General features: G+C 70.9%; 21 protein-coding genes and 1 pseudogene. 7 read left to right on the forward strand and 15 right to left on the reverse strand.

The window, feature by feature from the left end; translation table 11 throughout:
* Positions 1–128 precede the first annotated feature (128 nt).
* Positions 129–797 carry a GntR family transcriptional regulator gene (locus QFZ76_RS14065; protein ID WP_307674044.1) on the forward strand — a complete coding sequence of 223 codons (669 nt, stop codon included), beginning with the start codon at positions 129–131 and terminating at the stop codon, positions 795–797.
* On the opposite strand, the gene pip is transcribed toward QFZ76_RS14065, so the two are convergent.
* Entirely contained in the window at positions 794–1756 is a 963-nt protein-coding gene (pip, locus tag QFZ76_RS14070; protein WP_307674045.1) for a prolyl aminopeptidase, read from the reverse strand. The two genes, QFZ76_RS14065 and pip, sit on opposite strands and share 4 nt — an antisense overlap.
* A gap of 9 nt (positions 1757–1765) precedes the next feature.
* Positions 1766–2485 (reverse strand): uracil-DNA glycosylase, encoded by a 720-nt coding sequence (locus QFZ76_RS14075; protein WP_307674046.1) that lies wholly within the window; start codon positions 2483–2485, stop codon positions 1766–1768.
* Between the two features lie 115 nt (positions 2486–2600).
* On the opposite strand from QFZ76_RS14075, the gene QFZ76_RS14080 reads away from it, so the two are divergent.
* On the forward strand, positions 2601–3194 hold the full coding sequence (locus QFZ76_RS14080) for an RNA-binding S4 domain-containing protein (RefSeq protein ID WP_307674047.1): 594 nt from the start codon (positions 2601–2603) through the stop codon (positions 3192–3194).
* Between the two features lie 90 nt (positions 3195–3284).
* On the opposite strand, the gene QFZ76_RS14085 is transcribed toward QFZ76_RS14080, so the two are convergent.
* The 3 genes from QFZ76_RS14085 to QFZ76_RS14095 form a co-directional block, all read right to left on the reverse strand.
* Complete coding sequence (locus QFZ76_RS14085; RefSeq protein WP_307674048.1) at positions 3285–3758, reverse strand: DoxX family protein; 474 nt, start codon at positions 3756–3758, stop codon at positions 3285–3287.
* Positions 3759–3855: 97 nt separating this feature from the next.
* Positions 3856–4536 carry a bifunctional 2-polyprenyl-6-hydroxyphenol methylase/3-demethylubiquinol 3-O-methyltransferase UbiG gene (locus QFZ76_RS14090; protein ID WP_307674049.1) on the reverse strand — a complete coding sequence of 227 codons (681 nt, stop codon included), beginning with the start codon at positions 4534–4536 and terminating at the stop codon, positions 3856–3858.
* Positions 4537–4610: 74 nt separating this feature from the next.
* Positions 4611–5510: an acyltransferase domain-containing protein gene (locus QFZ76_RS14095; protein WP_307674050.1), complete on the reverse strand. Its 900-nt coding sequence runs from the start codon at positions 5508–5510 to the stop codon at positions 4611–4613.
* Between the two features lie 76 nt (positions 5511–5586).
* Here QFZ76_RS14095 and QFZ76_RS14100 point away from each other — a divergent pair, with 76 nt between their 5' ends.
* Complete coding sequence (locus QFZ76_RS14100) at positions 5587–5853, forward strand: DUF6343 family protein (RefSeq protein ID WP_266441284.1); 267 nt, start codon at positions 5587–5589, stop codon at positions 5851–5853.
* 22 nt (positions 5854–5875) lie between these two features.
* Here QFZ76_RS14100 and QFZ76_RS14105 read toward each other — a convergent pair whose 3' ends face one another.
* The 5 genes from QFZ76_RS14105 to rpsA all read right to left on the reverse strand — a co-directional run bounded on the left by QFZ76_RS14105 (position 5876) and on the right by rpsA (position 11425).
* Positions 5876–6256: a tetratricopeptide repeat protein gene (locus QFZ76_RS14105; protein ID WP_266441275.1), complete on the reverse strand. Its 381-nt coding sequence runs from the start codon at positions 6254–6256 to the stop codon at positions 5876–5878.
* A 49-nt stretch (positions 6257–6305) separates the two neighbouring features.
* A complete protein-coding gene (gene coaE, locus QFZ76_RS14110) occupies positions 6306–6935 on the reverse strand; it encodes a dephospho-CoA kinase (protein ID WP_307674051.1) in 630 nt (209 codons plus the stop codon).
* A 56-nt stretch (positions 6936–6991) separates the two neighbouring features.
* Entirely contained in the window at positions 6992–7930 is a 939-nt protein-coding gene (locus QFZ76_RS14115; RefSeq protein WP_307674052.1) for a PAC2 family protein, read from the reverse strand.
* 140 nt (positions 7931–8070) lie between these two features.
* The gene (locus QFZ76_RS14120; protein ID WP_307680010.1) at positions 8071–9597 is read right to left on the reverse strand and encodes a flavin monoamine oxidase family protein; all 1527 of its coding nucleotides are present in this window, start codon (positions 9595–9597) and stop codon (positions 8071–8073) included.
* A gap of 319 nt (positions 9598–9916) precedes the next feature.
* Positions 9917–11425, reverse strand: a complete 1509-nt coding sequence (rpsA, locus tag QFZ76_RS14125; RefSeq protein WP_266441267.1) for a 30S ribosomal protein S1 — start codon at positions 11423–11425, stop codon at positions 9917–9919.
* A 376-nt stretch (positions 11426–11801) separates the two neighbouring features.
* On the opposite strand from rpsA, the gene QFZ76_RS14130 reads away from it, so the two are divergent.
* Together QFZ76_RS14130 and hrpB are read left to right on the forward strand one after the other, a co-directional pair.
* Positions 11802–12614, forward strand: coding sequence for a class I SAM-dependent methyltransferase (locus QFZ76_RS14130; RefSeq protein ID WP_307680011.1), 813 nt, complete (start codon positions 11802–11804; stop codon positions 12612–12614).
* Positions 12615–12708: 94 nt separating this feature from the next.
* A pseudogene (hrpB, locus tag QFZ76_RS14135) lies at positions 12709–15232 on the forward strand (ATP-dependent helicase HrpB).
* On the opposite strand, the gene QFZ76_RS14140 reads toward hrpB, so the two are convergent.
* From QFZ76_RS14140 to QFZ76_RS14150, 3 genes are all read right to left on the reverse strand, one after another.
* Complete coding sequence (locus QFZ76_RS14140) at positions 15222–16214, reverse strand: DUF3068 domain-containing protein (RefSeq protein ID WP_307674053.1); 993 nt, start codon at positions 16212–16214, stop codon at positions 15222–15224. The pseudogene hrpB and the gene QFZ76_RS14140 overlap by 11 nt on opposite strands.
* 21 nt (positions 16215–16235) lie before the next feature.
* Entirely contained in the window at positions 16236–16370 is a 135-nt protein-coding gene (locus tag QFZ76_RS14145) for an SPW_0924 family protein (protein ID WP_307674054.1), read from the reverse strand.
* Positions 16371–16522: 152 nt separating this feature from the next.
* Positions 16523–18250 (reverse strand): lytic transglycosylase domain-containing protein, encoded by a 1728-nt coding sequence (locus QFZ76_RS14150; RefSeq protein ID WP_307674055.1) that lies wholly within the window; start codon positions 18248–18250, stop codon positions 16523–16525.
* A 289-nt stretch (positions 18251–18539) separates the two neighbouring features.
* Here QFZ76_RS14150 and QFZ76_RS14155 point away from each other — a divergent pair, with 289 nt between their 5' ends.
* Positions 18540–19391 carry a DUF4184 family protein gene (locus tag QFZ76_RS14155; RefSeq protein WP_307674056.1) on the forward strand — a complete coding sequence of 284 codons (852 nt, stop codon included), beginning with the start codon at positions 18540–18542 and terminating at the stop codon, positions 19389–19391.
* On the opposite strand, the gene QFZ76_RS14160 is transcribed toward QFZ76_RS14155, so the two are convergent.
* On the reverse strand, positions 19315–19803 hold the full coding sequence (locus QFZ76_RS14160) for a hypothetical protein (protein WP_307674057.1): 489 nt from the start codon (positions 19801–19803) through the stop codon (positions 19315–19317). The genes QFZ76_RS14155 and QFZ76_RS14160 overlap by 77 nt on opposite strands.
* A gap of 243 nt (positions 19804–20046) precedes the next feature.
* Positions 20047–22773, reverse strand: a complete 2727-nt coding sequence (gene polA / locus QFZ76_RS14165) for a DNA polymerase I (RefSeq protein WP_307674058.1) — start codon at positions 22771–22773, stop codon at positions 20047–20049.
* A gap of 163 nt (positions 22774–22936) precedes the next feature.
* On the opposite strand from polA, the gene QFZ76_RS14170 reads away from it, so the two are divergent.
* Positions 22937–25231, forward strand: a complete 2295-nt coding sequence (locus QFZ76_RS14170; protein ID WP_307674059.1) for an FdhF/YdeP family oxidoreductase — start codon at positions 22937–22939, stop codon at positions 25229–25231.
* The last annotated feature ends 60 nt before the right edge of the window (positions 25232–25291 follow it).

The following is a 25291-nucleotide window of genomic DNA, read 5'->3' on the forward strand; positions in this document are numbered from 1 at the left end:
GGACGGAGGAGGACTGCAGCCGTTTGGTATACCAAACAGCCGACATAGTCCCTCCGTCAACCGTTCCGACCGATGTCGCCTTCGTTAACGCTCCGTAAAACACACCCGGAGTCGGCGAAGATGGCTCCATGAGCTCCACGACGAAGATCGAACCCCTGGGCGCCGTCCGCGAGCGCGTCCTGGCCGCCCTGCGACAGGAGATCATCGCGGGCCGCCTCCTCCCGGGCGACCGACTGGTCGAGCGGGAGCTCGCCGACCGCTTCGGGGTCTCCCGGGTGCCGGTCCGGGAGGCGATCCGCGCACTGGTCGCCGAGGGATTCGTCCACTTCGAGACACCACGCCGCACGGTCGTACGGCGGCTGACCCCGAACGACGTCAAGGAGCTGTTCGAACTGCGCGAGGCGCTGGAGGTCTACGCCGCCGGACTCGCCGCCGCGAAGGCGACACCAGCGGACCTGGCCGAGGTCGAGGAGCTCCTGGACCGTGCGGCCGTCGCGACCGAGGCGGGGGACGCCGAGGCCATCACCGAGATCAACAGCCGTCTCCACGACCGCATCGTGGCGATGGCGGGCAACAGCCTGCTGATAGAGGCCCTCGAACCGGTCGCCGGCCGCCTGCGCTGGATGACCCGGAGGAACGAGGAGTGGCCCCAACTCCTCGTCGAGCACCGCGAGTTGTACGAGGCGATCGCCTCCGGCGATCCGGAGCGGGCGCGGGCGCACGCCCTCACCCACGTGCAGACCAACTACCGTTCGACGGTACGGCAGTTGTTCGGGGACACCGCCGAACTCCGCTAGCGGGCCGCGTATCTGTCCGTCGCCGCCACCAGGGCCTCCGCCACGCCCGGCGCACCCGCGTTGTGGCCCACGTCGTTCACGACCACCAACTCGCTGCCCTGCCAGGCGTGATGCAGCCGCCAGACGATGCCGAGGAGGTTGCCGAAGTCGAGGCCGCCCTGTACCAGGGTGCCGGGGATGTCCTTCAGGAGGGCCGCGTCCCGCAGGACGACACCCTCGTCGTTGCCCTCGCCCAGGAAGTGGTCGTTGCCGAAGTAGTGCGTGACGGTGCGGGCGAAGCCCATGCGGAACACCGGGTCCTCGAAGCGCTCGACCGACCGCGGCGGCGCGGGAATCGTCGCCGTCTCCCAGTCCGTCCAGGCGCGCGCCGCCCTCGCCCGCACCTCGGGATCGGGCGACTCGATCAGCCGGTTGTACGCGGCGGCAGGGTTGCCGGACCGCTCGCCCTCCGGCAGTTCGGCCAGGAACTTCTCGAACGCCTCCGGGAAGATCTTGCCAAGTCCCCGGGACAGCAGGGCGACTTCGGCATTCGAGCCGGTCGCGACCCCTGTCAGCACCAGCTCCGACACGGCTCCCGGATGTGTCTGCGCGTACCGCAGCCCCAGCACCGACCCGAACGACACGCCCCACACCAGCCACCGCTCGATCCCGAGGTGCCGCCGCAGCAGCTCCAGGTCCGCGATGAGGTGAGCGGTCGTATTGACGCTCATGTCGGTGTCGTACGCACTCGCGTGCGGCGTCGATCGCCCGCAGCCGCGCTGGTCGAGCAGGACGATCCGGTACGCGGCCGGATCGAACAGCCGCCGGAAGTACGGCGTGCAGCCGGACCCCGGCCCGCCGTGCAGCACCAGCGCGGGCTTGCCCCGCGGGTTCCCGCAGGTCTCCCAGTAGACGCGGTTGCCGTCACCAACATCGAGCATGCCGCGGTCGTACGGTTCTGTCTCAGGGTGGAGGACCATCGGACGACCCTAGCCGTCCTGCGAACGTATCGGCAGCCCCGCCGACGTCGCCGCCGTGCGCAGCACGTCCCGCAGCATCACGGGGGTGAGCCGGCCGGTGAAGGTGTTGCGCTGGCTGACGTGGAAGCAGCCGAAGAGTTCCAGACCGTCGAGCGGCACGTGCGTGCCGTGGGCGAAGGGCGGGCGCGGTCGGGGCACGTGCCACCCCGCCTCCGTGAACGCGGGCAGCGCGGCCTGCCAGCCGAAGGCGCCGAGGACGACCACGACCCGCAGCGTCGGCCGCAGCAGGTTCAGCTCCTGGACGAGCCAGGGCCGGCAGGTGTCCCGCTCCTCAGGGGTGGGCTTGTTGGCGGGCGGGGCGCAGTGCACCGGCGAGGTGACGCGGACGCCGTACAGTTCCAGGCCGTCGTCGGCCGAGACCGAGGTGGGCTGCGAGGCGAGCCCCAGGTCGTACAGCGCCTCGTACAGGACGTCTCCGGAGCGGTCGCCGGTGAACATCCGGCCGGTGCGGTTGCCGCCGTGCGCGGCCGGGGCGAGGCCGATGATCAGCAGCCGGGCGTCCGGCGGGCCGAAACCGGGCACTGGCCGGCCCCAGTACGTCCAGTCGGCGAAGGCGGCGCGCTTGGTGCGGGCGACCTCCTCCCGCCAGTCGACCAGGCGCGGACAGGCCCGACAGCCCGCGATCCGCGCATCGAGGGCGGCCAGACCGGCACGAGGGCTGGTGTCCATTCCTCCACGGTACGGAAGCGCCGCGCCCGGCATCCGCCCCGGGCTGTGCGCCTCGGCGCGGGTCCGCCGGAAAACCCACCCGGCCCGCCCGGCACGGGGCACTAAAGTCAAGGGCATGGCTGCCGAGCACACGGACGACATCAGGACGGGCGGGAGGGGCGGGACAGGCGGGACCGAGGGTCCCGCGGGGTCCGTCCCGATGGACGCGCACGCCCAGGACACGGACCCCAAGGACCCGGGCCCCCAGCACACCGACTCCAACGACACGGACCCCAAGATCGCCGCCGCTGTGGCCGCCGCCGAGGCGGCCGGTCCGCAGAGCGGCGAGACCGTGCGCATCGACAGCTGGATCTGGTCGGTCCGCCTGGTCAAGACGCGTTCCATGGGTGCCACCGCCTGCCGGGGCGGGCACGTGCGGGTGAACGGCGAGCGTGTGAAGCCCGCGCACTCCCTGCGCGTCGGCGACGAGGTGCGCGTACGCCAGGAGGGCTGGGAGCGGATCGTCGTCGTCAAGCGGCTGATCCGCAAGCGCGTCGGCGCCCCCGTGGCCGCCCAGTGCTACGTCGACAACAGCCCCCCGCCCCCGCCCCGCGAGGCCGTCGCCCCCGCCGGCATCCGCGACCGCGGCACGGGCCGCCCGACCAAGCGCGACCGCCGCGAACTGGAACGCCTGCGCGGGATGCCGGGAGGCTCGCCGGAGGGGCACTGACCGCGGACAGGCCGGTGACGGCGGTGGCGCCCGGGGCGAAGAACCGACCCGGACACCACCACCGTCACCGGCGCGGCACGACGCACTCCCTTACGCCCGGCGCCGCACCAGCGCCAGCAGCTGCTCGTTGTGGCCACGCCGGGCCCAGGCGATGAGGGCGAGCGGCACGATGAGGATGAGCGGTGTCGCCGCGTTCTCCCCGTTGAAGTACGTGAGCGTGACGACGAACGCCCCCACCATCAGCCCGCTCAGGGCCATCGCCGCCACCGACTGCAGGACCGGGATCAACAGCGCGATCCCTCCGGCCAGTTCGAGGACGCCGATGGTGTACATCCCCGCGCTGCCCCACCCCATGTCGTCGAAGGCCTCGGCGGCCGTGGGGTGCGCGATCAGCTTGGGGAGCGCGCTCGCGATCACGTAGAAGAGGGCGAGGAACACCTGGAGGCCGCGCAGGGCGATCCGGGCGCGGCGACCACGGGCGGTCGCGGACTCGGCGACGACGGGGCGGGCCGCTGCGGCGGAGGCGGAGGCGGCAGCGGTGACGGGGACGGTGGGGTCGGACATCAGGGTCTCCTGTGTGAAGCGGTCCGTGGTGTTTTCACAGAGGTAGACCGGCCCCCGCCCCAAAACTCATCGCCGCCGGGCGAGTTGCCCCCTGCGCCTACGTCGCGGGAACGGCGCGCACCCAGACCCCGTCCTCCGTCAGATAGCTGTCCACCTCCAGACCGGCCTCCGCCAGCGCCTCTTCGAACTGCTCCTTCGTCAGTGGCCGGGCCAGGAACGTCTGGGTCCATGTCGCGTCCGGGAACTCGTACTCTGCGTGCACCGAGTTGACGCCGTCCCCGACCGGTTCCGAGGACACGATGCGGATGGTGAAGCCACTCGGATCCACTCGCTCGCGCGGCACGTTGCTGTGGTAGTCCTCGCCCTCGCGCTGCATGAGTACGCAGCCGTCCTTCGCGACATGCCGCACGCAGGTGCGCAGCAGCGCCTGCCGCTCCTCGGGATCGCCGGTGTGCACGAGGAACGACGCGAGCATCACGACGTCGAATCGCTCGCCGAGGTCGAGGTCCTCGATGGTGCTGCGTATGGTGCGCGCCCCGCGGACGCGCTCCAGCATCTCCGCGGACTCGTCGACCGCCGTGACGGTGAATCCCCGCTCCAGCAGCGGATGAGTCATGCGGCCCACACCGCTGCCCAGTTCCAGAATGCGCGCACCCGCCGGCACGGCGGCGCTGACGACGTCCGGTGCGTCCCCCGCAGGCAGCCGCGAGTAGAGCTCGACCGCACAACCGTCCGGGGTGATGGGCCCCGGTCCCGTTCCCTGATGTCCCGTTCGCATTTTCAGCTCCATGCCCGTCCAACGGCCCGCATCCGCACGCCCGTTCCCACCCGACATGGGTTCACCCGTTCGAGTTACAGCGGAAACCAGCCGTGCCCGATGTACCAGTGGCCCCCGGCCCGCAGATGATCCCCGACCGCCCGCTCCACCGAGGTGCGCCGCGGGAGCGCCTCCACGTCCAGGTCCGGGTCACCGAACACGAACTGGATCGGCTCGGTGTCGGCCGGTTCCGTGTCCTCGCGGGCCACCCGGAACCGCTCCTGGAACCGGATGATGTTGGAGTCCGCGGGCAGATACCGCTTGAGCTGCGGGTCCAGCAGCCAGGAGTGACAGAGCGCGGCCCGGTGCTTCTCCTCGGGGAAGTACCGGGCGAAGAACTCGCCGGCCAACGCCAAGGAGCGGTCGCAGGCGGCCGGTGACAGCGAGCCGAGGAAGTCGGGAATGTGAAGGTCCAGACAGGGCGTACCGGGGGCCAGGTCCAGCCCGGCCGCCGCGAGCCCCTTTCCCGTCCGCTGCCCGTGCCGCGTCCGCTCGAACTGCAGCCTGCCCAGCTGGTACAGCTCGCCCCGGAAGTGGTGGGTGAGCCAGCGCGGGGACTGCACCCCCGTCCTGCCGTGACGCCTGCGGTGCACGGCCATGTTCCGCCCCAGGTCGGCGAGGGTGCGCCGGGAGACATCAGCCGGGACACCGCGCTCTCGGTGGTACGCGCGAGTGTGCGGCAACGCCGCCACGAACACGAACACGGGGTAACACCGCTGCAGGGCGCCCGACGCCCAGTCGAGTTCGAGCAGGTCGACCGCGCCGCCCGCCTCCCCCATTCCGCGGACCAGCTCCTCGACCGACGCCTCCAGCAGCCTCAGCAGCTCCGGGTCGTCCATGACCCGTCGGCCCATCCGTACGAGTTCGTTGATGTCATCGTGCGGTACGCCGAGGTCCAGCAGCACCTCGGCCAGTTCATCGGCGTCCGGAAGCACGCCTGCCCCCTCTGTTCGGACCGCTGGGTGAACATCCGCCACGAAGGGTACTTTCCCCGGAGGAGTAGTGATTCCGATGCGTACGGGCAGTGAACCGACGACAGCGCGCAGTGCTCTGCGGGTGCGCTTCTGGCTGACCGTGTGGGGGCTGGTCTGGGCGGTCTTCGGGACCGTCGCCTTCGCACTCGCGGGACGGCCCGGGTGGGCGATCGCCTGCGGGCTGCTGTGGCTGGTGATCACCGTCGACATGGCGATGATCCTCAGGCACATCCGGCAGGGCCCGCACTACCAGCCGGGCCCCGACATCCCGCCGTACCGGCCCCCGGAAGGCCGCCGCCGTTAGCGGCCGTCCGGCGATCCGGCGCTCACGACTCGAAGCGCGCCGCCCGCAGGTACCGCGGGTTCGGGTCCAGCGCGGCCGCCAGGCGGAAGTGGCGCCTGGCCTGGTCGGGCCGGGCCTGGCGCTCGTAGGTCCGGGCGAGCGCGAAGTGCGCGAACGCGTTGTCCGGTTCACGCTCCAGGACGATGGTGAACTCCAGCTCGGCGGGCCGCAGTTGCGCGGCCGCGAAGAAGGCACGGGCGCGCAGCAGCCGGGCGGCGGTGTTCTCCGGGTGTACGGCGATCACGGCGTCGAGCAGCTTCACCGCGCCCCGCGGGTCCCGTGCGGCGAGCAGTTGCTCCGCGGCACGGAAGTCGATGACATGCGTCTCCGGTGTACGTCCGGTCGATCCGCTGGTCTCGGGCACGGCAAAGTCCTTCCCTCACTCGCAGGGTTCAACGCCCGAACAGGGACGGCTATTCCTGAGGCGGCTGAGGCGCCGTCCCGCGCGCGTGGGCTCTGCGCAGGAGATCGGCCCATACGTCCTTCACTCGGCGCTCCAGCTCCGGCAGCGGCACGTCGTTGTCGATGACGACGTCCGCGATCTCCAGGCGCTTCTCGCGGGTCGCCTGGGCGGCCATACGCGCGCGTGCGTCCACCTCGGTCATCCCGCGCAGCCTGATGAGGCGGTCGAGCTGGGTCTCGGGGCTCGCGTCGACGACGATCACGACGTCGTACAACGGGGCGAGGCCGTTCTCCGCGAGGAGCGGGACGTCATGGACGACGACGGCGTCCTCGGCGGCGGCGGACTCGAGCTCGTGGGAGCGGGCGCCCACCAGGGGGTGCACGATCGAGTTCAGGACGGCGAGTTTCTCGGGGTCGGCGAAGACGATGGAGCCCAGCTTGGGCCGGTCCAGGGCGCCGTCCGCGGTGAGCACGTCCTCGCCGAAGGCCTCGACGACCGCGGCGAGCCCGGGCGTCCCCGGCGCGACGACCTCGCGCGCGATCCGGTCCGCGTCGACCAGCACGGCACCGCACGCGACCAGCAGCCGCGACACCTCACTCTTACCGGCACCGATGCCGCCGGTCAGGCCCACCTTCAGCATGAGCCGAAGCTTAGGGCCTGCCACCGACACCGCACCCGGCGGGAGCCGGGACAGCTCTAGCCGTCGCCCTCCCGCTCCGCCAGGAACCGCTCGAACTCGAGGCCGATCTCGTCCGCCGACGGGATCTCGACCGGCTCGGCGAGCATGTTGCCGCGGGTCTCGGCGCCCGCGGCGGCGTCGAACTGGTGCTCAAGGCCCTGCACGAGGGCGACGAGGTCCTCGTCGCCCTCCTGGATCTGGCGGTCGATCTCGGTCTGCGTACGGTGCGCGTCTGTGCGCAGCGCGTGCGCGATGCCCGGCAGGACCAGCCCGGTCGCCGCCGTGATGGCCTCCAGGACGGTCAGCGCCGCGTCCGGGTACGAGGAGCGGGCGATGTAGTGCGGGACGTGCGCCGCGACGCCCAGGACGTCGTGTCCGGCCTCCATGAGGCGGTACTCGACCAGCGCCTCCGCGCTGCCGGGCACCTGGGCCTCGTCGAAGGGGCTGCGGTGGCCCGGGACGAGGTCGTTGCGATTGCCGTGCGGGGTGAGGCCCACCGGGCGGGTGTGCGGGACGCCCATGGGGATGCCGTGGAAGTTCACCGACAGGCGGACGCCGAGGCGCTCCACGATCTGCTGGACGGCCGCGGCGAAGCGCTCCCACTCCACGTCCGGCTCGGGGCCGGACAGCAGCAGGAAGGGCGCTCCGGTGGCGTCCTGGACGAGGCGCACCTCGATGGTGGGCTCCTCGTACTCGACCCAGCGGTCGCGCTTGAACGTCAGCAACGGGCGGCGGGCACGGTAGTCCACCAACCGGTCGTGGTCGAAGCGGGCGACGACCTGGTGGGGCAGCGAGTCGAGGATCCGGTCGGCGATCTGGTCGCCGGTCTCGCCCGCGTCGATGTATCCGTCGAAGTGGTAGAGCATGACAAGGCCGGCCGACTCCTGGGCGAGCGCCATGTCCACCACGGCGAGGCCCTTCGGCTCCCATGCGTACAAACCCTGCGGATCAAGCACTGTGACCGCTCCTCCTCGTGTTCGTACTGCACAACGCGGTGCAGGGCGTGGGCATTCCCGCCCACGCTCCTGATCAGGCACCTCTTACAGCCTTTTCATGCACCGTCCTTTTCGTCCTCTGCTGCACGGTGTCACCGGCTTTACGACGACAGCACGCGCGCGTGCAGGGCCGTCACCGCCTTCTGTGCGGAGGTGAACGCCCCGTGCTGCCAGGCGTCGGTGTAGCTGAGCCAGTCGCCGGCGAAGTAGACGCGTCCGGTGGGCTCGTTGAGCGGCTTGTAGCGGATGTCGTCCGGGCCGCCGGGCGTGTCGTGCCAGGCGGCTTCGAGGTGGGGTGTCTGGCGCCAGTGGTGGGAGAAGGAGGAGGCGAGTCGGGTGCGGTACTTCTCGCCGTAGATCTTCACGCCGGCGGCCACCGCCCGTTCCTCGCGCCCCTTGGGGCTGAGCTTGGCGTACGAGTCGGCGTCGTCGTCGTAGTTGTAGTAGCCGATGAGGAGGCCGCGTTCGTCGTGGAAGCCGTGCGACGGATGCCAGATGTGGGTGACGTCCTGGTCGGTCTCGGTGATGCCGCCGTAGATGCGGTGGTCCAGCTCCCACCAGCGGGACGTGTATTCGAGGCCGATCTTGGCCGCGGACGACGGGGTGATGGCCTCCAGGGCGGACTGCACTCCGGAGCCGAGGTTGTGCGGCACCTTGGCGAGGATGTTGGGCGGCAGGGCGGCGACGCAGTAGTCGGCCTGAACGACCTTCGTACGACCGCCCTGGGTGTAGGCGACGGAGACACCGCTTCCGGTGTCGGTGACCTTCGAGACCACCGCCCCTGTACGTACCCGGTGGGCGCCGACCGCACGCGTGAGCGCCTTGGGTATCTGGTCCATGCCGCCGACGGGCTGGAACATCAGCATGGCCTGGTCGAAGCCGAACTCGAAGGAGAAGTAGCGTCCGACGCCGCTGGCGAAGACCTCGGAGGCGCTGGGGACGTCCCCGAGGAGCACTCCCGGGGTGCCTGCGGCGGCCGGGACGGTCGTGTACCCGCGCCGCTCCCCGCCCTTGTAGGTCAGCTTGTCGCCGAGTTCGCCCCAGTCCTCCAGGAAGTCGACGAGGCGCTCCTTGTCATCGGCCGTCAGTTCCCCGTCCAGGGCGCCCTTGTTCGTGGCCTTGGCGAGCAACTCGGAGACATAGCCGTAGACATCGGCCTTGGCGGTGCGGTACCGCTCGGGCCTCGTCATCCCGGCCGATTCGTTGTAGAGGTACGCGTCCGCGTTGACGTTGGTGAACACCTCGATGGGGACGCCGAGTTCGCGACAGTAGTCGAGGGTGACCATCCACTGCGGGATGCGGGCGGGGCCCGCGTTCATGTACTGGCCGTCGCTGAAGCGGGCGGTCTGCCGGTTGCCATAGAGGTCGGTCGTGGTGTCGCCGCCGCGCACGGTGAAGTTGCGGCCGCCGGTGCGGTCCCTGGCTTCGAGGACCGTGCAGTCGTAGCCGGCCTTGCCGAGTTCGTACGCGGTCGTCAGTCCGGCGATGCCGCCGCCGATGACGACCACCTTGGCGGCGCCGCGCCCGGTGAGGGTGAAGTCGCTCGCGTTCGGGGCGCGGAAGGGCTGTGCGCGCCGGGCGGCCTGTGCGGTGGGAGCGAGGCCGAGGGCTCCCATGGTGGCGAACATGGCGCCGGCCCCACCGGTGAGACCGACGTTCCGCAGGAACGAACGCCGACTGGTGCCGGGTCCGCTGTGAGTCTGTGCCATGCGTTCGGCTCCCTCTCCGATCATGAATGACCGGGGAAGCCTCCCAATGGCCGGTTACGGCCCATCAGTTATCCGTGTATCACGCATGTTTATTCGTGTATTCCGCATGTTTCTGCAACGGCGACGGCGCCGGACACGCCGAGGGCCCGTACCCCACCGGGATACGGGCCCTCAGTTCAAGAGCTACTGCTCAAGAGCTACTGCTCAAGAGCTACTGCTCAAGAGCTACTGCTCAAGATCAGCTCTGGCCGCCGGCCAGCTTCTCACGCAGAGCGGCAAGCGCCTCGTCCGAGGCCAGCGCGCCGGAGTTGTCCGGGCCCTCGGAGGAGTACGAACCGCCACCGCCACCGCCACCACCGGACGGAGCCGGAGCGGCGGTCTCGCCACCCTCGGCCTCGGCGGCAGCGTCGGCCTCGCGGGACTTGATGACCTGAGCCTGGTGCTGCTCGAAGCGCTGCTGCGCCTCGGCGTACTGGTGCTCCCAGGCCTCGCGCTGGGTCTCGTAGCCCTCGAGCCAGTCGTTGGTCTCGGGGTCGAAGCCCTCGGGGTAGATGTAGTTGCCCTGGTCGTCGTACGACGCGGCCATGCCGTACAGCGTCGGGTCGAACTCGACCGAGGCCGGGTCGGCACCGAAGGACTCGTTGGCCTGCTTCAGCGAGAGGCTGATGCGACGGCGCTCGAGGTCGATGTCGATGACCTTGACGAAGATCTCGTCGTTGACCTGGACGACCTGCTCCGGGATCTCCACGTGGCGCTCGGCCAGCTCGGAGATGTGGACCAGACCCTCGATACCCTCGTCCACGCGGACGAACGCACCGAACGGAACCAGCTTCGTGACCTTGCCGGGCACGACCTGGCCGATCTGGTGCGTACGGGCGAACTGCTGCCACGGGTCTTCCTGGGTCGCCTTCAGCGACAGGGAGACGCGCTCGCGGTCCATGTCGACGTCGAGGACCTCGACGGTGACTTCCTGGCCGACCTCGACAACCTCGGACGGGTGGTCGATGTGCTTCCAGGAGAGCTCCGAGACGTGCACCAGACCGTCAACGCCACCCAGGTCCACGAAGGCACCGAAGTTGACGATCGAGGAGACGACGCCGGAACGGACCTGACCCTTCTGCAGGGTGGTGAGGAACGTCTGGCGGACCTCGGACTGAGTCTGCTCCAGCCAGGCACGGCGGGACAGGACCACGTTGTTGCGGTTCTTGTCCAGCTCGATGATCTTGGCCTCGAGCTCCTTGCCCACGTAGGGCTGGAGGTCGCGGACACGGCGCATCTCGACGAGGGAAGCCGGCAGGAAGCCACGGAGGCCGATGTCGAGGATGAGACCACCCTTGACGACCTCGATGACGGTACCGGTGACGATGCCGTCCTCTTCCTTGATCTTCTCGATGGTGCCCCAGGCGCGCTCGTACTGGGCGCGCTTCTTCGAGAGGATCAGGCGGCCTTCCTTGTCCTCCTTCTGGAGAACAAGGGCTTCGATCTCGTCACCGACGGCGACGACCTCGTTGGGGTCGACGTCGTGCTTGATCGAGAGCTCGCGGCTCGGGATGACACCTTCGGTCTTGTAACCGATGTCGAGCAGGACCTCGTCCCGGTCGACCTTCACGATGACGCCGTCGACGATGTCGCCGTCGTTGAAGTACTTGATCGTCTCGTCGATCGCGGCGAGGAAAGCTTCCTCGTTACCGATGTCGTTGACCGCTACCTGCGGAGTGGTAGAGGTGGTCTCGGTGCTGCTCGTCATGTGGGAAAGGGCTCCGGTACGGACAGTGAGTCGTAGGTACTGCTTACGCCGGGAGCCCGTTTCGCTCTGAAGAAGCCGGACAGCCAAGGAAGCGCCCCACCAAAAACTGGTGATGGCGCCTCGACAACCGAGGGGACATACAACAGATGCGAGCGCAGCCTGCTACGTCTGAGGAGCGCAGGCCCGCAGCGCAACTTGTAGCATACGGGGGCAGCCGGACAGGGTCAATGCGCGAAGCCGCACACCCGGGGCGGATCGCCGCATACCCGGCACAAAACCTGTCTCACGAGGCCACGCGGGCCCGATGAGGTCCCCTGCGTGACGCCCGTCGCGACAGGCCGGACGGAAGTGGCCGCAGGCTAATACGAGGGAGCCGATCATCCAAGAGCCCGAAGCGTCCGAGCCGGAAGCCACCCGGCGCACGGCCGGTGTCACCGAGAGTTCCCGGGCCAACCGGGGCTGGTGGGACCGCAACGCGGACGAGTACCAGATCGAGCACGGCACGTTCCTGGGCGACGACCGCTTCGTGTGGTGCCCCGAGGGCCTGGACGAGGTGGAGGCCGAGCTGCTCGGCCCGCCGGAGGAGCTGAAGGGCAAGGACGTCCTGGAGATCGGCGCCGGCGCGGCCCAGTGCGCGCGCTGGCTGGCCGCGCAGGGCGCCCGCCCGGTCGCCCTGGACCTCTCCCACCGCCAGCTCCAGCACGCGCTGCGCATCGGCGCGTCGTTCCCTGTGGTGTGCGCCGACGCCGGCGCGCTGCCCTTCGCGGACGGCTCCTTCGACGTGGCCTGCTCGGCGTACGGCGCGCTGCCCTTCGTCGCCGACCCGGTGCTGGTCCTGAAGGAGGTGCGCCGGGTGCTGCGCCCCGGCGGCCGCTTCGTGTTCTCGGTGACGCACCCGATCCGCTGGGCGTTCCCGGACGAGCCGGGCCCCGAAGGGCTGTCCGTCGCCGCCTCGTACTTCGACCGCACGCCGTACGTCGAGCAGGACGACGACGGTCACGCGGTGTACGTCGAGCACCACCGGACGATCGGCGACCGGGTGCGCGACGTGGTCGCCGGGGGCTTCCGCCTGGTGGACCTGGTCGAGCCGGAGTGGCCGGCCTGGAACACCACCGAGTGGGGCGGCTGGTCCCCACTGCGCGGGAACCTGATCCCGGGTACGGCGATCTTCGTGTGCGAACGGAACTGAACAACTGCGAACGGGCCCGAGAATGCGAACGGGCCCGAGAAATAGGAACGCACGCGCGCGGGGGGCCTTCCCGCGGGCGTACGACACTGGGGGCGTGATCCGTTACGACGCTCTGGACGCCCTTCCCGTACGCGCTGCCCTGCCCGGTCTGAACGACGCGCTGGAGGGCCACGGCACCGCCGTGCTCGTCGCGCCGCCCGGTACCGGCAAGACGACCCTGGTGCCGCTGGCCCTGGCCGGTCTGCTGGGCGAGGGGGCCGCGCGGCGGGTGGTCGTGGCCGAGCCGCGGCGGATCGCGGCACGGGCGGCGGCCCAGCGGATGGCGTGGCTGCTCGGCGAGAAGGTCGGCGGGAGCGTCGGCTACACGGTGCGCGGCGAGCGGGTCGTCGGGCGCCACGCGCGCGTGGAGGTCGTCACGACCGGTGTGCTGTTGCAGCGGTTGCAGCGCGACCAGGAGCTGTCCGGGGTCGACGTGGTGGTGCTCGACGAGTGCCACGAGCGGCATCTGGACGCGGACACGGTGGCGGCCTTCCTGTGGGACGTACGCGAGACGCTGCGGCCGGAGCTGCGGCTGGTGGCCGCCTCCGCGACGACCGACGCCGAGGGGTGGGCGCGGCTGCTGGGCGGGGCGCCGGTCGTCGAGGCGACGGGGGTCTCGTATCCGGTGGAGGTGGTGTGGGCGCCGCCGGTGCGTCCCGTACGGCCACCGCACGGCATGCGGGTCGATCCCGCGCTGCTGGCGCACGTGGCCTCGGTGGTGCGGCGGGCGCTGGCCGAGCGGGCGGGCGACGTGCTGTGTTTCCTGCCGGGCGTGGGCGAGATCGCCCGCGTCGCCGGGCAGCTGGGCGATCCCGGTGGCGTGGACGTGCTCCAGGTGCACGGCCGGGCACCCGCGGCCGTGCAGGACGCGGTGCTGGCTCCCGCGGGGCGGCGCCGGGTGGTGCTGGCGACCTCGGTGGCCGAGTCCTCGCTGACGGTTCCCGGAGTGCGGGTAGTCGTCGACTCGGGGCTGGCCCGGGAGCCGCGGGTCGACCACGCGCGCGGGCTGAGCGCGCTGGCGACGGTACGGGCCTCGCTGGCGGCGGGACGGCAGCGGGCGGGACGGGCCGGGCGTGAGGCACCGGGTGCGGTGTACCGGTGCTGGACGGAGGCCGAGGACGCGCGTCTGCCGCGTTTCCCGGCCCCCGAGATCAAAGTGGCCGACCTGACGGCGTTCGCCCTGCAGACGGCGTGCTGGGGCGATCCTGGGGCTACTGGGCTGGCGTTGCTGGATCCGCCGCCGGGCGGGGCGATGGCGGCGGCGCGGTCGGTACTGGCGGCCGTCGGGGCGGTCGACTCCGCCGGACGGGCCACGGAGCGGGGTGTGCGTCTGACGCGGCTGGGGCTGCATCCCCGGCTGGGGAGGGCGCTGCTGGACTCCGCGGCGGTGGTGGGCGGGGAGCGGGCCGCCGAGGTGGTCGCGTTGCTGAGCGAGGAGCCGCCTCGGGAGTACGGGGACGACCTGGCGGCTGCCTTGCGGGCCGCGCGGCGTGGAAGTGACGCCTATGGGGCGCGGTGGCGTACGGAGGTTCGGCGGCTGCGGGGCGTCGCCACCGAGATCTCCCCGCCGCCCGCAGGTGTGGAGGGTCGGCCGGCACCCGCCGGTGAGGACGGTCTGGTCGGGCTCGTCGCCGCTCTCGCCTTCCCCGAGCGGGTCGCCAAGGCCGACGGCGGTTCCTACCTGATGGTCTCCGGAACCCGCGCCGAGAGCGGTGAGGGCAGCGGCCTGCGGGGCGCTCCCTGGATCGCCGTGGCCGTCGCCGACCGGCCCCTCGGCAAGGGGCACGCGCGCGTGCGGCTCGGGGCAGCTGTGGACGAGGGCGTTGCCCGGCTGGCGGCAGGCACGCTGGCCCAGACCCGGGACGAGGTCCACTGGGCCGACGGGGACGTCGTCGCGCGGCGGGTCGAGCGGCTGGGGGCCGTCGAGGTGGCGGTGCGCCCGCTCAAGAACGCCGACGCCGGGCTCGTGCGGGAAGCGCTCCTCGAAGGGTTGCGGCAAGACGGGCTCGGGTTGCTGCGGTGGTCGGCCGACGCCCTCGTACTGCGGCAGCGGCTCGCCTTTCTGCGTCTGCATCTCGGGGAGCCGTGGCCCGATGTCTCGGACGACGCTCTGCACGCGCGCGTGGACGAGTGGCTGGAACCCGAGCTGGGGCGGGCGCGGCGGCGTGCCGACCTCGGGCGGATCGAGGCCGGACAGGGGCTCACCCGGCTGCTTCCGTGGGCCTCCGGGGACGCCGGGCGGCTCGACGAGCTGGCGCCCGAGCGGATCACCGTACCCAGTGGGTCCAGGATCAAGGTCGACTACGGCAATCCCGAACAGCCGGTTCTCGCCGTGAAGTTGCAGGAAATGTTCGGTCTGCAGGAGTCGCCCGCCGTGGCCGGGGTGCCCCTCCTCGTCCATCTCCTCTCCCCCCGCCGGGCGGCCCGCCGCCGTCACCGCCGACCTCGCCTCCTTCTGGAAGGACGGCTACAAGGGCGTACGGGCGGAGCTGCGCGGTCGGTATCCGAAGCACCCGTGGCCCGAGGATCCGGCCGGCGCGGAGCCGACGCGGTACACCAACGCGCGGCTCAGGCGGTGACCGGTTCCGGTTCCGTGGCGTCCGTCGGAGCGGGGTCGGCCGGGCGGCGGGCGCGGGCCTCCAGATACAAGGACAGGGACAGGAGCAGGACGCCCAGGGCCAGGAAGCCCCAGGGCAGGTACGAGGTCATCAGCAGGACCAGCATGCGGTTGGACTTGACCAGGTCGACGGTGTACGCGATGTAGTCCTCGCGCATCTTCACGTGGCCGGCGAACGCCGTCACCTTCTCGCGGTCGCCGAGCAGGGTGCCGCCGCGCAGTTCCTCCTTGTGGATCTCCTCGCCGTAGACGGGGGCGCCGGTCAGCGGTTCGACCCAGAACTTGCGGACCGTGGTGTACCAGCGGGTGGTGCCGGTCTCGGCGACCGACTCGGGCGTGATGCCCGCGACGGGCATGGCCTTGGGGAAGGGCACCTTGGTCCAGGGGATGGTCTGCTCGAAGTAGTAGACCTCGACGCCCCGGAAGTCCTGGGTGCCCTTGTAGTGGATCGGGGCCGTGATGCGGGCCTGCGCGTCGAAGTACTCGTAGTCCCGTTTCTCCGTCAGGAACGGCCACTTGAACTCGATGCCCTCGCGCCTGACCGGGTCGCCGTCGACCATCTCGCCGGTGGCGTGGACGGGTTCCTGGGTGTGGGCGTCGAAGATGTAGCGCTCGGGGATCCTGGAGACCATCTTGCCGTCGGGGCCCTGGACGTAGGACAGGCCGTCCCAGACGACGACGTCCTTTCCTGCCGTCTTCTCGATCTTCTCGGAGGCCTCCACGTTGCCCTTGAGGGTCTGCACGATGGTGACCTTGGGGACCTTCTTCGCCTTCATCGTGCCGTAGTCGAGGAGGGTGGCGTCCTTCGCCTCCAGGACCATGTCCTGGTACTGGTTCGCCGGGATCTTGGCCAGGCGCGGGAAGGCGTACCAGCGCACCAGCGGGGACAGCGCCGCGAAGAGCACGGCGAGGGCGAGCAGGACGAGACTGGACTTTCGGCGCATCTCGGTCTCCCTCGCGAGTCGTTACGGGTGTGCGGGCACCGTCGTCAGCAGCGGCTTCGGGGACGTGTCGCCCGACGGTGCGCCCACGGCGGTGATGGTCAGGACCAGGGCGAGCGCGACGGCGAGACCGGTCGCGGCGGCGATCAGGGCACGCATGCCTGCCTCCGGGCGAGCTGGAACTGATACATCGTCAGGTCCGGCACCGTAGCAACGGGCGGGTGAGATGAGAACACGTTGCACACACAACGGCGGCGCCCCCCTTTCGGGAGGGCGCCGCCGTTACGAAGTACCGCTGTGACGAAGTACCGCTATGTGGAAGGGCTGGCCGACGGGCTCGGGGACGAGGTCTCCGCCGCCGCCACGGTCAGCGTGACGTTCAGCGCCGCGCCGCCCGCGGTGGTGATGCGGAGCATGAACGTGCCGGTGGTGTCGTCCGCGTACAGCTTCGGCAGCTTCAGTAGGCCGTTCGCGTCCGTCTCCAGGCCGGTCAGGGTGCGTACGGTCTTGCCGCCCGCGTCCTTGAAGTAGGGGCCCTTGTCGTTCGCGGTCGGGTCGAGCACCGACTTGATCAGCGTGGCGGTGGCGGCCACCTTGTCGGCGACCTTGCCGTCGTACGTCGCCTTCACCTCGACCTGCTCGGCGAACTCGCCGCCCGGCACGCAGGTCAGCGCGGTGTCGCTGGTGCGGGCGAGGGTGTCGGCGGCGCGCTCGGCGACGGTGGCCGTGTAGTCGAGGCCGCTGATGGAACGGCCCACGACGGTCGCGCGGACGGTAAAGGTTCCCGTCTTCTCGCCCGCCTGCAGCGCGGGCGCGACGGCCACGCCGGTGCTGTTGGTGACGACCGTCGCGACGCTCTCGCCGCCGGTGAAGGTGGTGTCCGTGGCACCGACGATCGTGAACCGGATGCGGACCTTGGCGACGGCCGCGCCGGCCTTGGTCTCGGCCCGGGTGCTCACCCTCTCCGTGAACGCGTCGCCCGCCTGCGCGGTGAGCTTCGCGGTGCCCGCGTCCTCCAGGTGGTCCACCGTGTCGGTGGGGGTGGCGGGCGTGGACGGAGGCGTGGTGCTCGGCGGGCTCGTCGTGGGCGGCTTCGGGTTCGGGGTGCCGGTTTCGGGCTTCTGCGGCTTGGGGCTGGGCTTGACCGAGGCCGGCGGCGTTGGCGACGGCGACGGCGTGACGGTCGCGCTGTCGTTGTCGTCGCTGCGGTCGCTGGGCAGTGTGCCGGTGCCGTCCGGGATCTCGTGGGTGCCCTTGCGGTAGTACTCCAGCCACGACAGGACCGTGTTCAGGTAGTCCTGCGAGTGGTTGTAGCTGAGGATCGCGCTGTTGAGATCGGCCTGGGTGGACAGGTCCCAGCCGAAGCGGCACAGGTAGTGGCCCGCCGCGAGCGCGGCGTCGTAGATGTTGTTGGGGTTCTTCTTGCCGTCACCGTTGCCGTCGCGGCCCGCCCACGCCCAGGTGGAGGGGATGAACTGCATGGGGCCGACGGCCTGGTCGTACGTGCTGTTGCCGTCGTACGCGCCGTTGTCGGTGTCCTTGATGAGCGCGAAGCCGTTGCCGTCGAGCTGCGGGCCGAGGATCGCGGAGGTCGTGTCGCCGTTCGCGGCGACCTGGCCGCCGCGGGCCTGGCCCGACTCGACCTTGCCGATGGCGGCGAGGAGTTCCCAGGGCAGGTTGCAGCCGGGCTTGGCCGACCGCAGTTCGGACGCGGCCTTCTTGTAGGCGTCGAGGACGGTCGCGGGGATGCCGGCCTCGGTCGCGGTGTCGCCCCGGGAGGCGGGCGTGCCGATGGTCGGCGAGGGGCTCGGGCTGTTCAGGGGCGGCAGGTCCGTGTAGTACGGCGAGTTGCCGGTCGCGCCGCCGGTGCCGGCGGCCGCGTCGGGCGAGGTCTCGGCGCCGGTGGTGGCCGGTCTGCCGCCCTGGTCGTCGGCCGTCGCGCCCGGTCCCTGCGAGGCGGACAGGGCCGCGACCGCGAGCGCGGCCACGGCGGTGGTTGCCGCACCCTTGCGCAGCCTCCTGCCGAATTGCGCCGCCATAAAGTGAACCCCTCCCGTGGACGCCCGAGCGCCCGTCTCTGTCTGTCCTGTCCGTCTGTGCTGCGTGTCCGTCTGTCCTGCTCGACCTGGTGTGACTGTCGACCCGCCGTGAGGGTTGCCCCCCGTGGCGAGGTTCATGTCCGGTCCGGCCGTGCTCCCCAGCAGGGGGCCCAGGTGACCCTACGACAACTTCCTTTCCTCGGGCACCCGTTCGTGCCCGATTTTCACCGGTTGGCCATGTGGGATCGTGGCGTGATCGGTCGTTCGTATCCACGTCCAAGGAGCCTCGTTGCCGTTCACTCTGAGCCATGCGGCAGCCGTACTGCCCGTCGTGCGCACCGACGGAACCGGCCGGGGCCGACTCGTGCCGGCCGTGCTCGTGGCGGGTTCCTTCGCGCCCGACATGACCTACTACACGGCGAGTGTCCTGTCCGGGGCGATGGAGTTCGGCGAGTTCACGCACTCCTTCCCTGGCGTTCTCACATTCGACGTACTGGTCGCCTGGGCGCTGGTCGGGCTGTGGCTGCTGGTGCGCGAGCCGCTGGTGGCGCTGCTGCCGCCGGCCCGGCAGGGGCGGGTGGCGACGCTGTCGCGCTGCGGGGCGCCACGGGCGCGCGTACGGCCCGCTTCGGTGGCGTGGTGGTACGTGTCCGCCGCGCTCGGTGCGCTGACCCACGTCGTGTGGGACGCGTTCACGCACCTCGACCGGTGGGGGATGCGGCTGATTCCCGTCCTCGGCGAGAGGGTGGCGGGTTCCCCTTTGTACTGGTACCTGCAGTACGGCGGTTCCGCGGTGGCCGCGGTCGTGATCGCCGTGTTCGTCGCGTACGCGCTACGGCGGACGCCCGCAGCCGAGCCGGTGGGGGTCCCGGCACTGTCGGTACGGGACCGGTGGTGGGCCGGCGTCGTGATCGGCGGCTGCGCGCTCGTCGGGGCGGTGGAGCGGACGACGCGGTGGTGGGAGTACTCGGGGTCCACCGCGAAGCCCTGGGAGCTGATTCCGACGCTGTGCTTCGGAGCGGGCGCGGGGCTCGTCCTGGGGGTCGTGCTGTACGCCGCCGGGGTCAGGGTGTGGCGTCCGGCCCCGGTGTCCGACGGTTCGGGCGTCGGCGAGACGGAGCGTCGATCGGCCACTCGTTGACAGCGGTGAACACCGTGAACGTGGGCATCGGACGCGACCGGGGCAGCAGTGTGAGGCCCAGCGCCAGATAGCCGCGGCCCAGATCCACCCACAGCCGCCAGACGGATGCCTCGCGCTTCTGCCGCCGTACGGCGTCCCGCTCGCGGCGATCGAGCCGGCGCCGGGTGCTTGCGGCGGCGTGGTGGAGGGCTGCTTGGCGGAGGGCCGCCGCGAGGCCAGTGGGGATGCGGGCGGTGCCGGCGGTGGTCGCGCGGCGCAGGACCGTGGCCGGGTCGGTGGGGATGCGGGCGGTACTTGCGGTGGCCGAGAAGGCCGGGACCGGCGGGGGCGGTGCAGGCGGGGCCGTCTTGGCGTGCGCCTTTGCCTGCGCCCGTGCCTGGGCCGTCCGGCGGTGGAGCATGCGTATACCCATGCCCGCATCCTTACGGGCCGGGGCGCCGGGGGGCGTCTTCGCGGGGGCCACGTGAGTGACGGGTCCCTCCGAGGGTGGGGCGGGGGGCTGTGCGGGTGGGTTGAGCTGAGGGTGGGGCGTGCGGCGGGGGACGTGCAGGTGGGGGGCGGGCCTGTGGCGAGGGTCTTCGCCCCTCGATGCAGCGCGGAGGGCACGCTCTCACAGCCTCTGCCGGGAGCGGGCCCTCCGCACGACCGCCGGAGGCTAGTGCGCTGCCGATTCCCAGTCCGGGCCGACGCCGACCGAGACGTCGAGGGGGGCTCGGAGGTGGACGGCGTTGGCCATTTCGTGGCGGAGGAGTTCCTCGGTGGCGGCTCGCTCGCCGGGGGCGATTTCCAGGACGATTTCGTCGTGGACCTGGAGGAGCATGCGGGACCTGAGGTCCGCCTTCTCCAGCGCCTGGCCCACCTTCAGCATGGCGATCTTGACGATGTCCGCGGCCGTGCCCTGGATGGGCGCGTTGAGGGCCATGCGCTCGGCCGCCTCGCGGCGCTGGCGGTTGTCGCTGTTGAGGTCGGGCAGATAGCGGCGGCGCCCGAAGAGCGTCGCCGTGTAACCGGTCGCCCTCGCCTCGTCCACGGCCCGGCGCAGATAATCCCGTACGCCGCCGAAGCGCTCGAAGTACGCGTCCATCAGGCCACGGGCCTCGGCCGCCTCGATGTTCAGCTGCTGGGAGAGGCCGAAGGCCGACAGGCCGTACGCCAGGCCGTACGACATCGCCTTGATCTTGCGCCGCATCTCCGCGTCGACCGCGGCGGGCTCGACCGCGAACACCTGCGCGGCGGCCGTCGTGTGCAGGTCCTCGCCGGAGGTGAACGCCTCGATGAGGCCCGCGTCCTCGGACAGGTGGGCCATCACGCGCAGTTCGATCTGGCTGTAGTCGGCCGTCATGAGGGACTCGAAGCCCTCCCCCACCACGAAGCCGCGGCGGATGGCCCGGCCCTCGTCCGTGCGGACGGGGATGTTCTGCAGGTTCGGGTCCGTCGAGGAGAGCCGGCCGGTCGCCGCCACCGTCTGGTTGAAGGTGGTGTGGATACGGCCGTCCGTCGCGACCGTCTTGATGAGGCCTTCGACGGTGACGCGCAGCTTGGCCTGCTCGCGGTGCCGGAGCATGATCACCGGCAGTTCGTTGTCCGTCTGGGTCGCGAGCCAGGCCAGGGCGTCGGCGTCGGTGGTGTAGCCGGTCTTGGTCTTCTTCGTCTTCGGCAGGGCGAGCTCGCCGAAGAGGACCTCCTGGAGCTGCTTGGGCGAGCCGAGGTTGAACTCGTGCCCGGCCGCCGCGTGGGCCTCCTTCACGGCCTGCTGGACGGCGCCCGCGAACATCTGCTCCATGGCCTCCAGGTGGGCCCGGTCGGCCGCGATGCCGTGCCGCTCCATCCGGGCCAGCAGGGCGGAGGTGGGCAGCTCCACGTCCCGCAGCAGTTCCGCTGCGCCCACCTCCTGGAGGCGGCTCTCGAAGGCCTCCCCCAGGTCGAGGATCGCGCGGGCCTGGACCATCAGGGCCTCGGCCTCGGCACCGTCGTCCGTACCGAAGGCCAGCTGCCCGTCGGCCGCCGCGGCGGGCGCCAGCTCCCGGTGCAGGTACTCCATGGACAGCGCGTCCAGGTCGAAGGAGCGACGGCCCGGCTTGACCAGGTAGGCGGCGAGCGCGGTGTCCATGCGCACACCTTCGACCGTCCAGCCGTGCTCGGCGAAGACGCGCATCACGCCCTTGGCGTTGTGGAGGATCTTCGGGCGGTCCGGGTCGGCGAGCCAGGCCGCGAACCCCGTCTCGTCGGCCTCGTCCAGCTGCGACGGGTCGAACCAGGCCGCCGCTCCCCCGCCCGCGGCGAGCGCGACCTCGGCGACCGAGCCGGAGCCGAGCGCCCAGGTGTCGACCGTGGCCATGCCGAGGACCTCGGTGGCGTGCTCGGTGAGCCACGGGGCCAGCTCGCCAGTGCCCAGCACGGTGCCGTCCACCGCCACGCCGCCCTCGACGACCGGAGTCGTCTCGACCTCCTCGGCGCCCGGGTCGACGGCGAGCAGCCGCTCCCGCAGCGAGGGGTTGCGGATCTCCAGGGTGTCGAGGACCATCGCGAGCGCCTTGCGGTCGTACGGCGCGCGCTCCAGGTCGGCGACCGTCTTGGGTAGCTCGACGGTGCGCACCATCTCGGTCAGCCGCCGGTTGAGCTTGACGGCCTCCAGGTGGTCGCGGAGGTTCTGCCCGGCCTTGCCCTTGACCTCGTCCACGCGCTCGACCAGGTCCGCGAACGACCCGAACTGGTTGATCCACTTCGCGGCGGTCTTCTCGCCGACACCCGGGATGCCGGGCAGGTTGTCGGACGGGTCGCCACGCAAAGCCGCGAAGTCCGGGTACTGCGCGGGCGTCAGCCCGTACTTCTCGACGACCTTCTCCGGGGTGAACCGGGTCAGCTCGGAGACGCCCTTCGTCGGGTACAGCACCGTGGTGTGCTCGCTGACCAGCTGGAAGGAGTCACGGTCGCCGGTGACGATCAGCACCTCGAAGCCCTCGGCCTCGGCCTGCGTGGCCAGGGTGGCGATGACGTCGTCCGCCTCGAAGCCGTCCACCGCGAAGCGGTGCGCGTGCATCGCGTCGAGCATTTCGCCGATCAGCTCGACCTGGCCCTTGAACTCGTCCGGGGTCTTGGAGCGGTTCGCCTTGTACTCCGTGAACTCCTCGGAGCGCCAGGTCTTGCGGGACACGTCGAAGGCCACCGCGAAGTGCGTGGGCGACTCGTCGCGCAGGGTGTTGGCCAGCATCGACGCGAAGCCGTAGATCGCGTTCGTCGGCTGGCCCGTCGCCGTCGTGAAGTTCTCCGCGGGCAGCGCGAAGAACGCGCGGTACGCCAGCGAGTGCCCGTCCATGAGCATCAGGCGGGGCCGGTCGCCGCCGGAGGAGTTTGCGGTCGTCTTCGATGCTGTTTCTGCCACGCCCCCGATCCTGCCACGCCCCACTGACAGTCGACCGCCATCGGACGTTCCCGCCGGTCCGGCGCAAGCAGTGCTCACGTTCCACCACCCGCCCGGACACGATCGTTGTCACCGGCGCGTGCGAGGATCGGAGAGGTACTTCACATGCGAAGGAGAGCGCGCGATGGCCAGCAAGCCGCCCAAGGCAGATCCGGTTCAGGACGCGCCGCAGGTCGCCGAGCCGAAGCACGCGGCCGCGGGGATCCCGGCCATCGGGCACACCCTGCGCATCGCGCAGCAGCAGATGGGCGTCAAGCGCACCGCGCTGACCCTCCTGCGCGTCAACCAGAAGGACGGCTTCGACTGCCCGGGCTGCGCCTGGCCGGAGCCCGAGCACCGGCACGCGGCCGAGTTCTGCGAGAACGGCGCGAAGGCGGTCGCCGAGGAGGCCACCCTGCGCCGGGTCACCCCGGAGTTCTTCGCCGCGCACCCCGTCGCCGACCTCGCGACCAGGAGCGGCTACTGGCTGGGCCAGCAGGGCCGGCTGACACACCCCATGTATCTCCCCGAGGGCGGAACCCACTACGAGCCGGTGACCTGGGAGCGCGCCTTCGACATCGTCGCCGAGGAGATCACCGCCCTCGCCTCCCCCGACGAGGCCCTCTTCTACACCTCCGGCCGCACCAGCAACGAGGCCGCGTTCCTCTACCAGCTCTTCGCGCGCGAGCTCGGCACCAACAACCTGCCGGACTGCTCCAACATGTGCCACGAGTCCTCCGGTTCGGCCCTGTCGGAGACGATCGGCGTCGGCAAGGGCAGCGTCCTGCTCGAAGACCTCTACAAGGCCGACCTGATCGTCGTCGCCGGCCAGAACCCCGGCACCAACCACCCGCGCATGCTCTCCGCCCTGGAGAAGGCCAAGGCCAACGGCGCGAAGATCATCAGCGTCAACCCGCTGCCCGAGGCCGGCCTGGAGCGCTTCAAGAACCCGCAGACCCCCCAGGGCATGCTCAAGGGCGCCGCGCTCACCGACCTCTTCCTGCAGATCCGCATCGGCGGCGACCAGGCCCTCTTCCGCCTCCTCAACAAGCTCATCCTCGAGACGGAGGGCGCGGTCGACGAGGAGTTCGTCCGCGAACACACCCACGGCTACGAGGAGTTCGCGGCCGAGGCCCGCGCCGCCGACTGGGCCGAGACGCTCACCGCGACCGGCCTCTCCCAGCAGGACATCGAACAAGCCCTCGGCATGGTCCTCGCCTCCAAGCGCACCATCGTGTGCTGGGCGATGGGCCTCACCCAGCACAAGCACTCCGTGCCGACCATCCGCGAGGTCGTCAACTTCCTCCTCCTGCGCGGCAACATCGGCCGCCCCGGCGCGGGCGTGTGCCCCGTGCGCGGCCACTCGAACGTGCAGGGCGACCGCACCATGGGCATCTTCGAACGCCCCGCGCCCGCCTTCCTGGACGCCCTGGAGAAGGAGTTCGGGTTCGCGCCGCCCCGCGAGCACGGCTACGACGTCGTACGGGCCATCCGCGCCCTGCGCGACGGCGACGCGAAGGTCTTCTTCGCCATGGGCGGCAACTTCGTCTCCGCCTCCCCCGACACCGAGGTCACCGAAGCGGCCATGCGACGCGCACGCCTCACCGTGCACGTGTCGACGAAGCTCAACCGCTCGCACGCGATCACCGGCGCACGGGCCCTCATCCTCCCCACCCTCGGCCGCACCGAGCGCGATCTCCAGGTCGGCCCGAACGGGAAGAGCACCGAGCAGTTCGTGACCGTCGAGGACTCCATGGGCATGGTGCACGCCTCCCGCGGCCGCCTGGAACCCGCGAGCACCCACCTGCTGTCCGAGCCGGCGATCGTGTGCCGCCTCGCCCGCCGGGTGCTCGGCGAGACCAGCAAGGTGCCGTGGGAGGAGTTCGAGAAGGACTACGCCACCGTCCGCGACCGCATCGCCCGCGTCATCCCCGGCTTCGAGAGCTTCAACGCACGCGTGGCACGCCCCGAAGGCTTCACCCTCCCGCACGCCCCCCGCGACGAGCGCCGCTTCCCCACGGCCACCGGCAAGGCCAACTTCACCGCGGCACCGGTCGAGTACCCGAAGCTGCCCGAAGGCCGCCTCCTGCTCCAGACCCTCCGCTCGCACGACCAGTACAACACCACGATCTACGGCCTCGACGACCGCTACCGCGGCATCAAGAACGGCCGCCGGGTGGTCCTGGTGAACCCCGAGGACGCACGCACACTCGGCGTCACCGACGGGACGTACGTCGACCTCGTCAGCGAGTGGAAGGACGGCATCGAGCGACGCGCCCCCGGATTCCGGGTCGTGCACTACCCCACCGCACGGGGATGTGCGGCCGCCTACTACCCCGAGACCAACGTCCTCGTCCCCCTGGACGCCACCGCTGACACCAGCAACACCCCGGCCAGCAAGTCCGTCGTCGTACGTCTGGAACAATCGGCTACCGACTGAGCGTTTGCTCAGCCGGAGACAGCCGTACGGTCAGCCGTACCGATCACCACGAACGGAGCC

Source organism: Streptomyces sp. V4I2 (assembly GCF_030817655.1).
In the GTDB taxonomy this organism is placed as follows: Bacteria; Actinomycetota; Actinomycetes; order Streptomycetales; family Streptomycetaceae; genus Streptomyces; species Streptomyces plumbiresistens.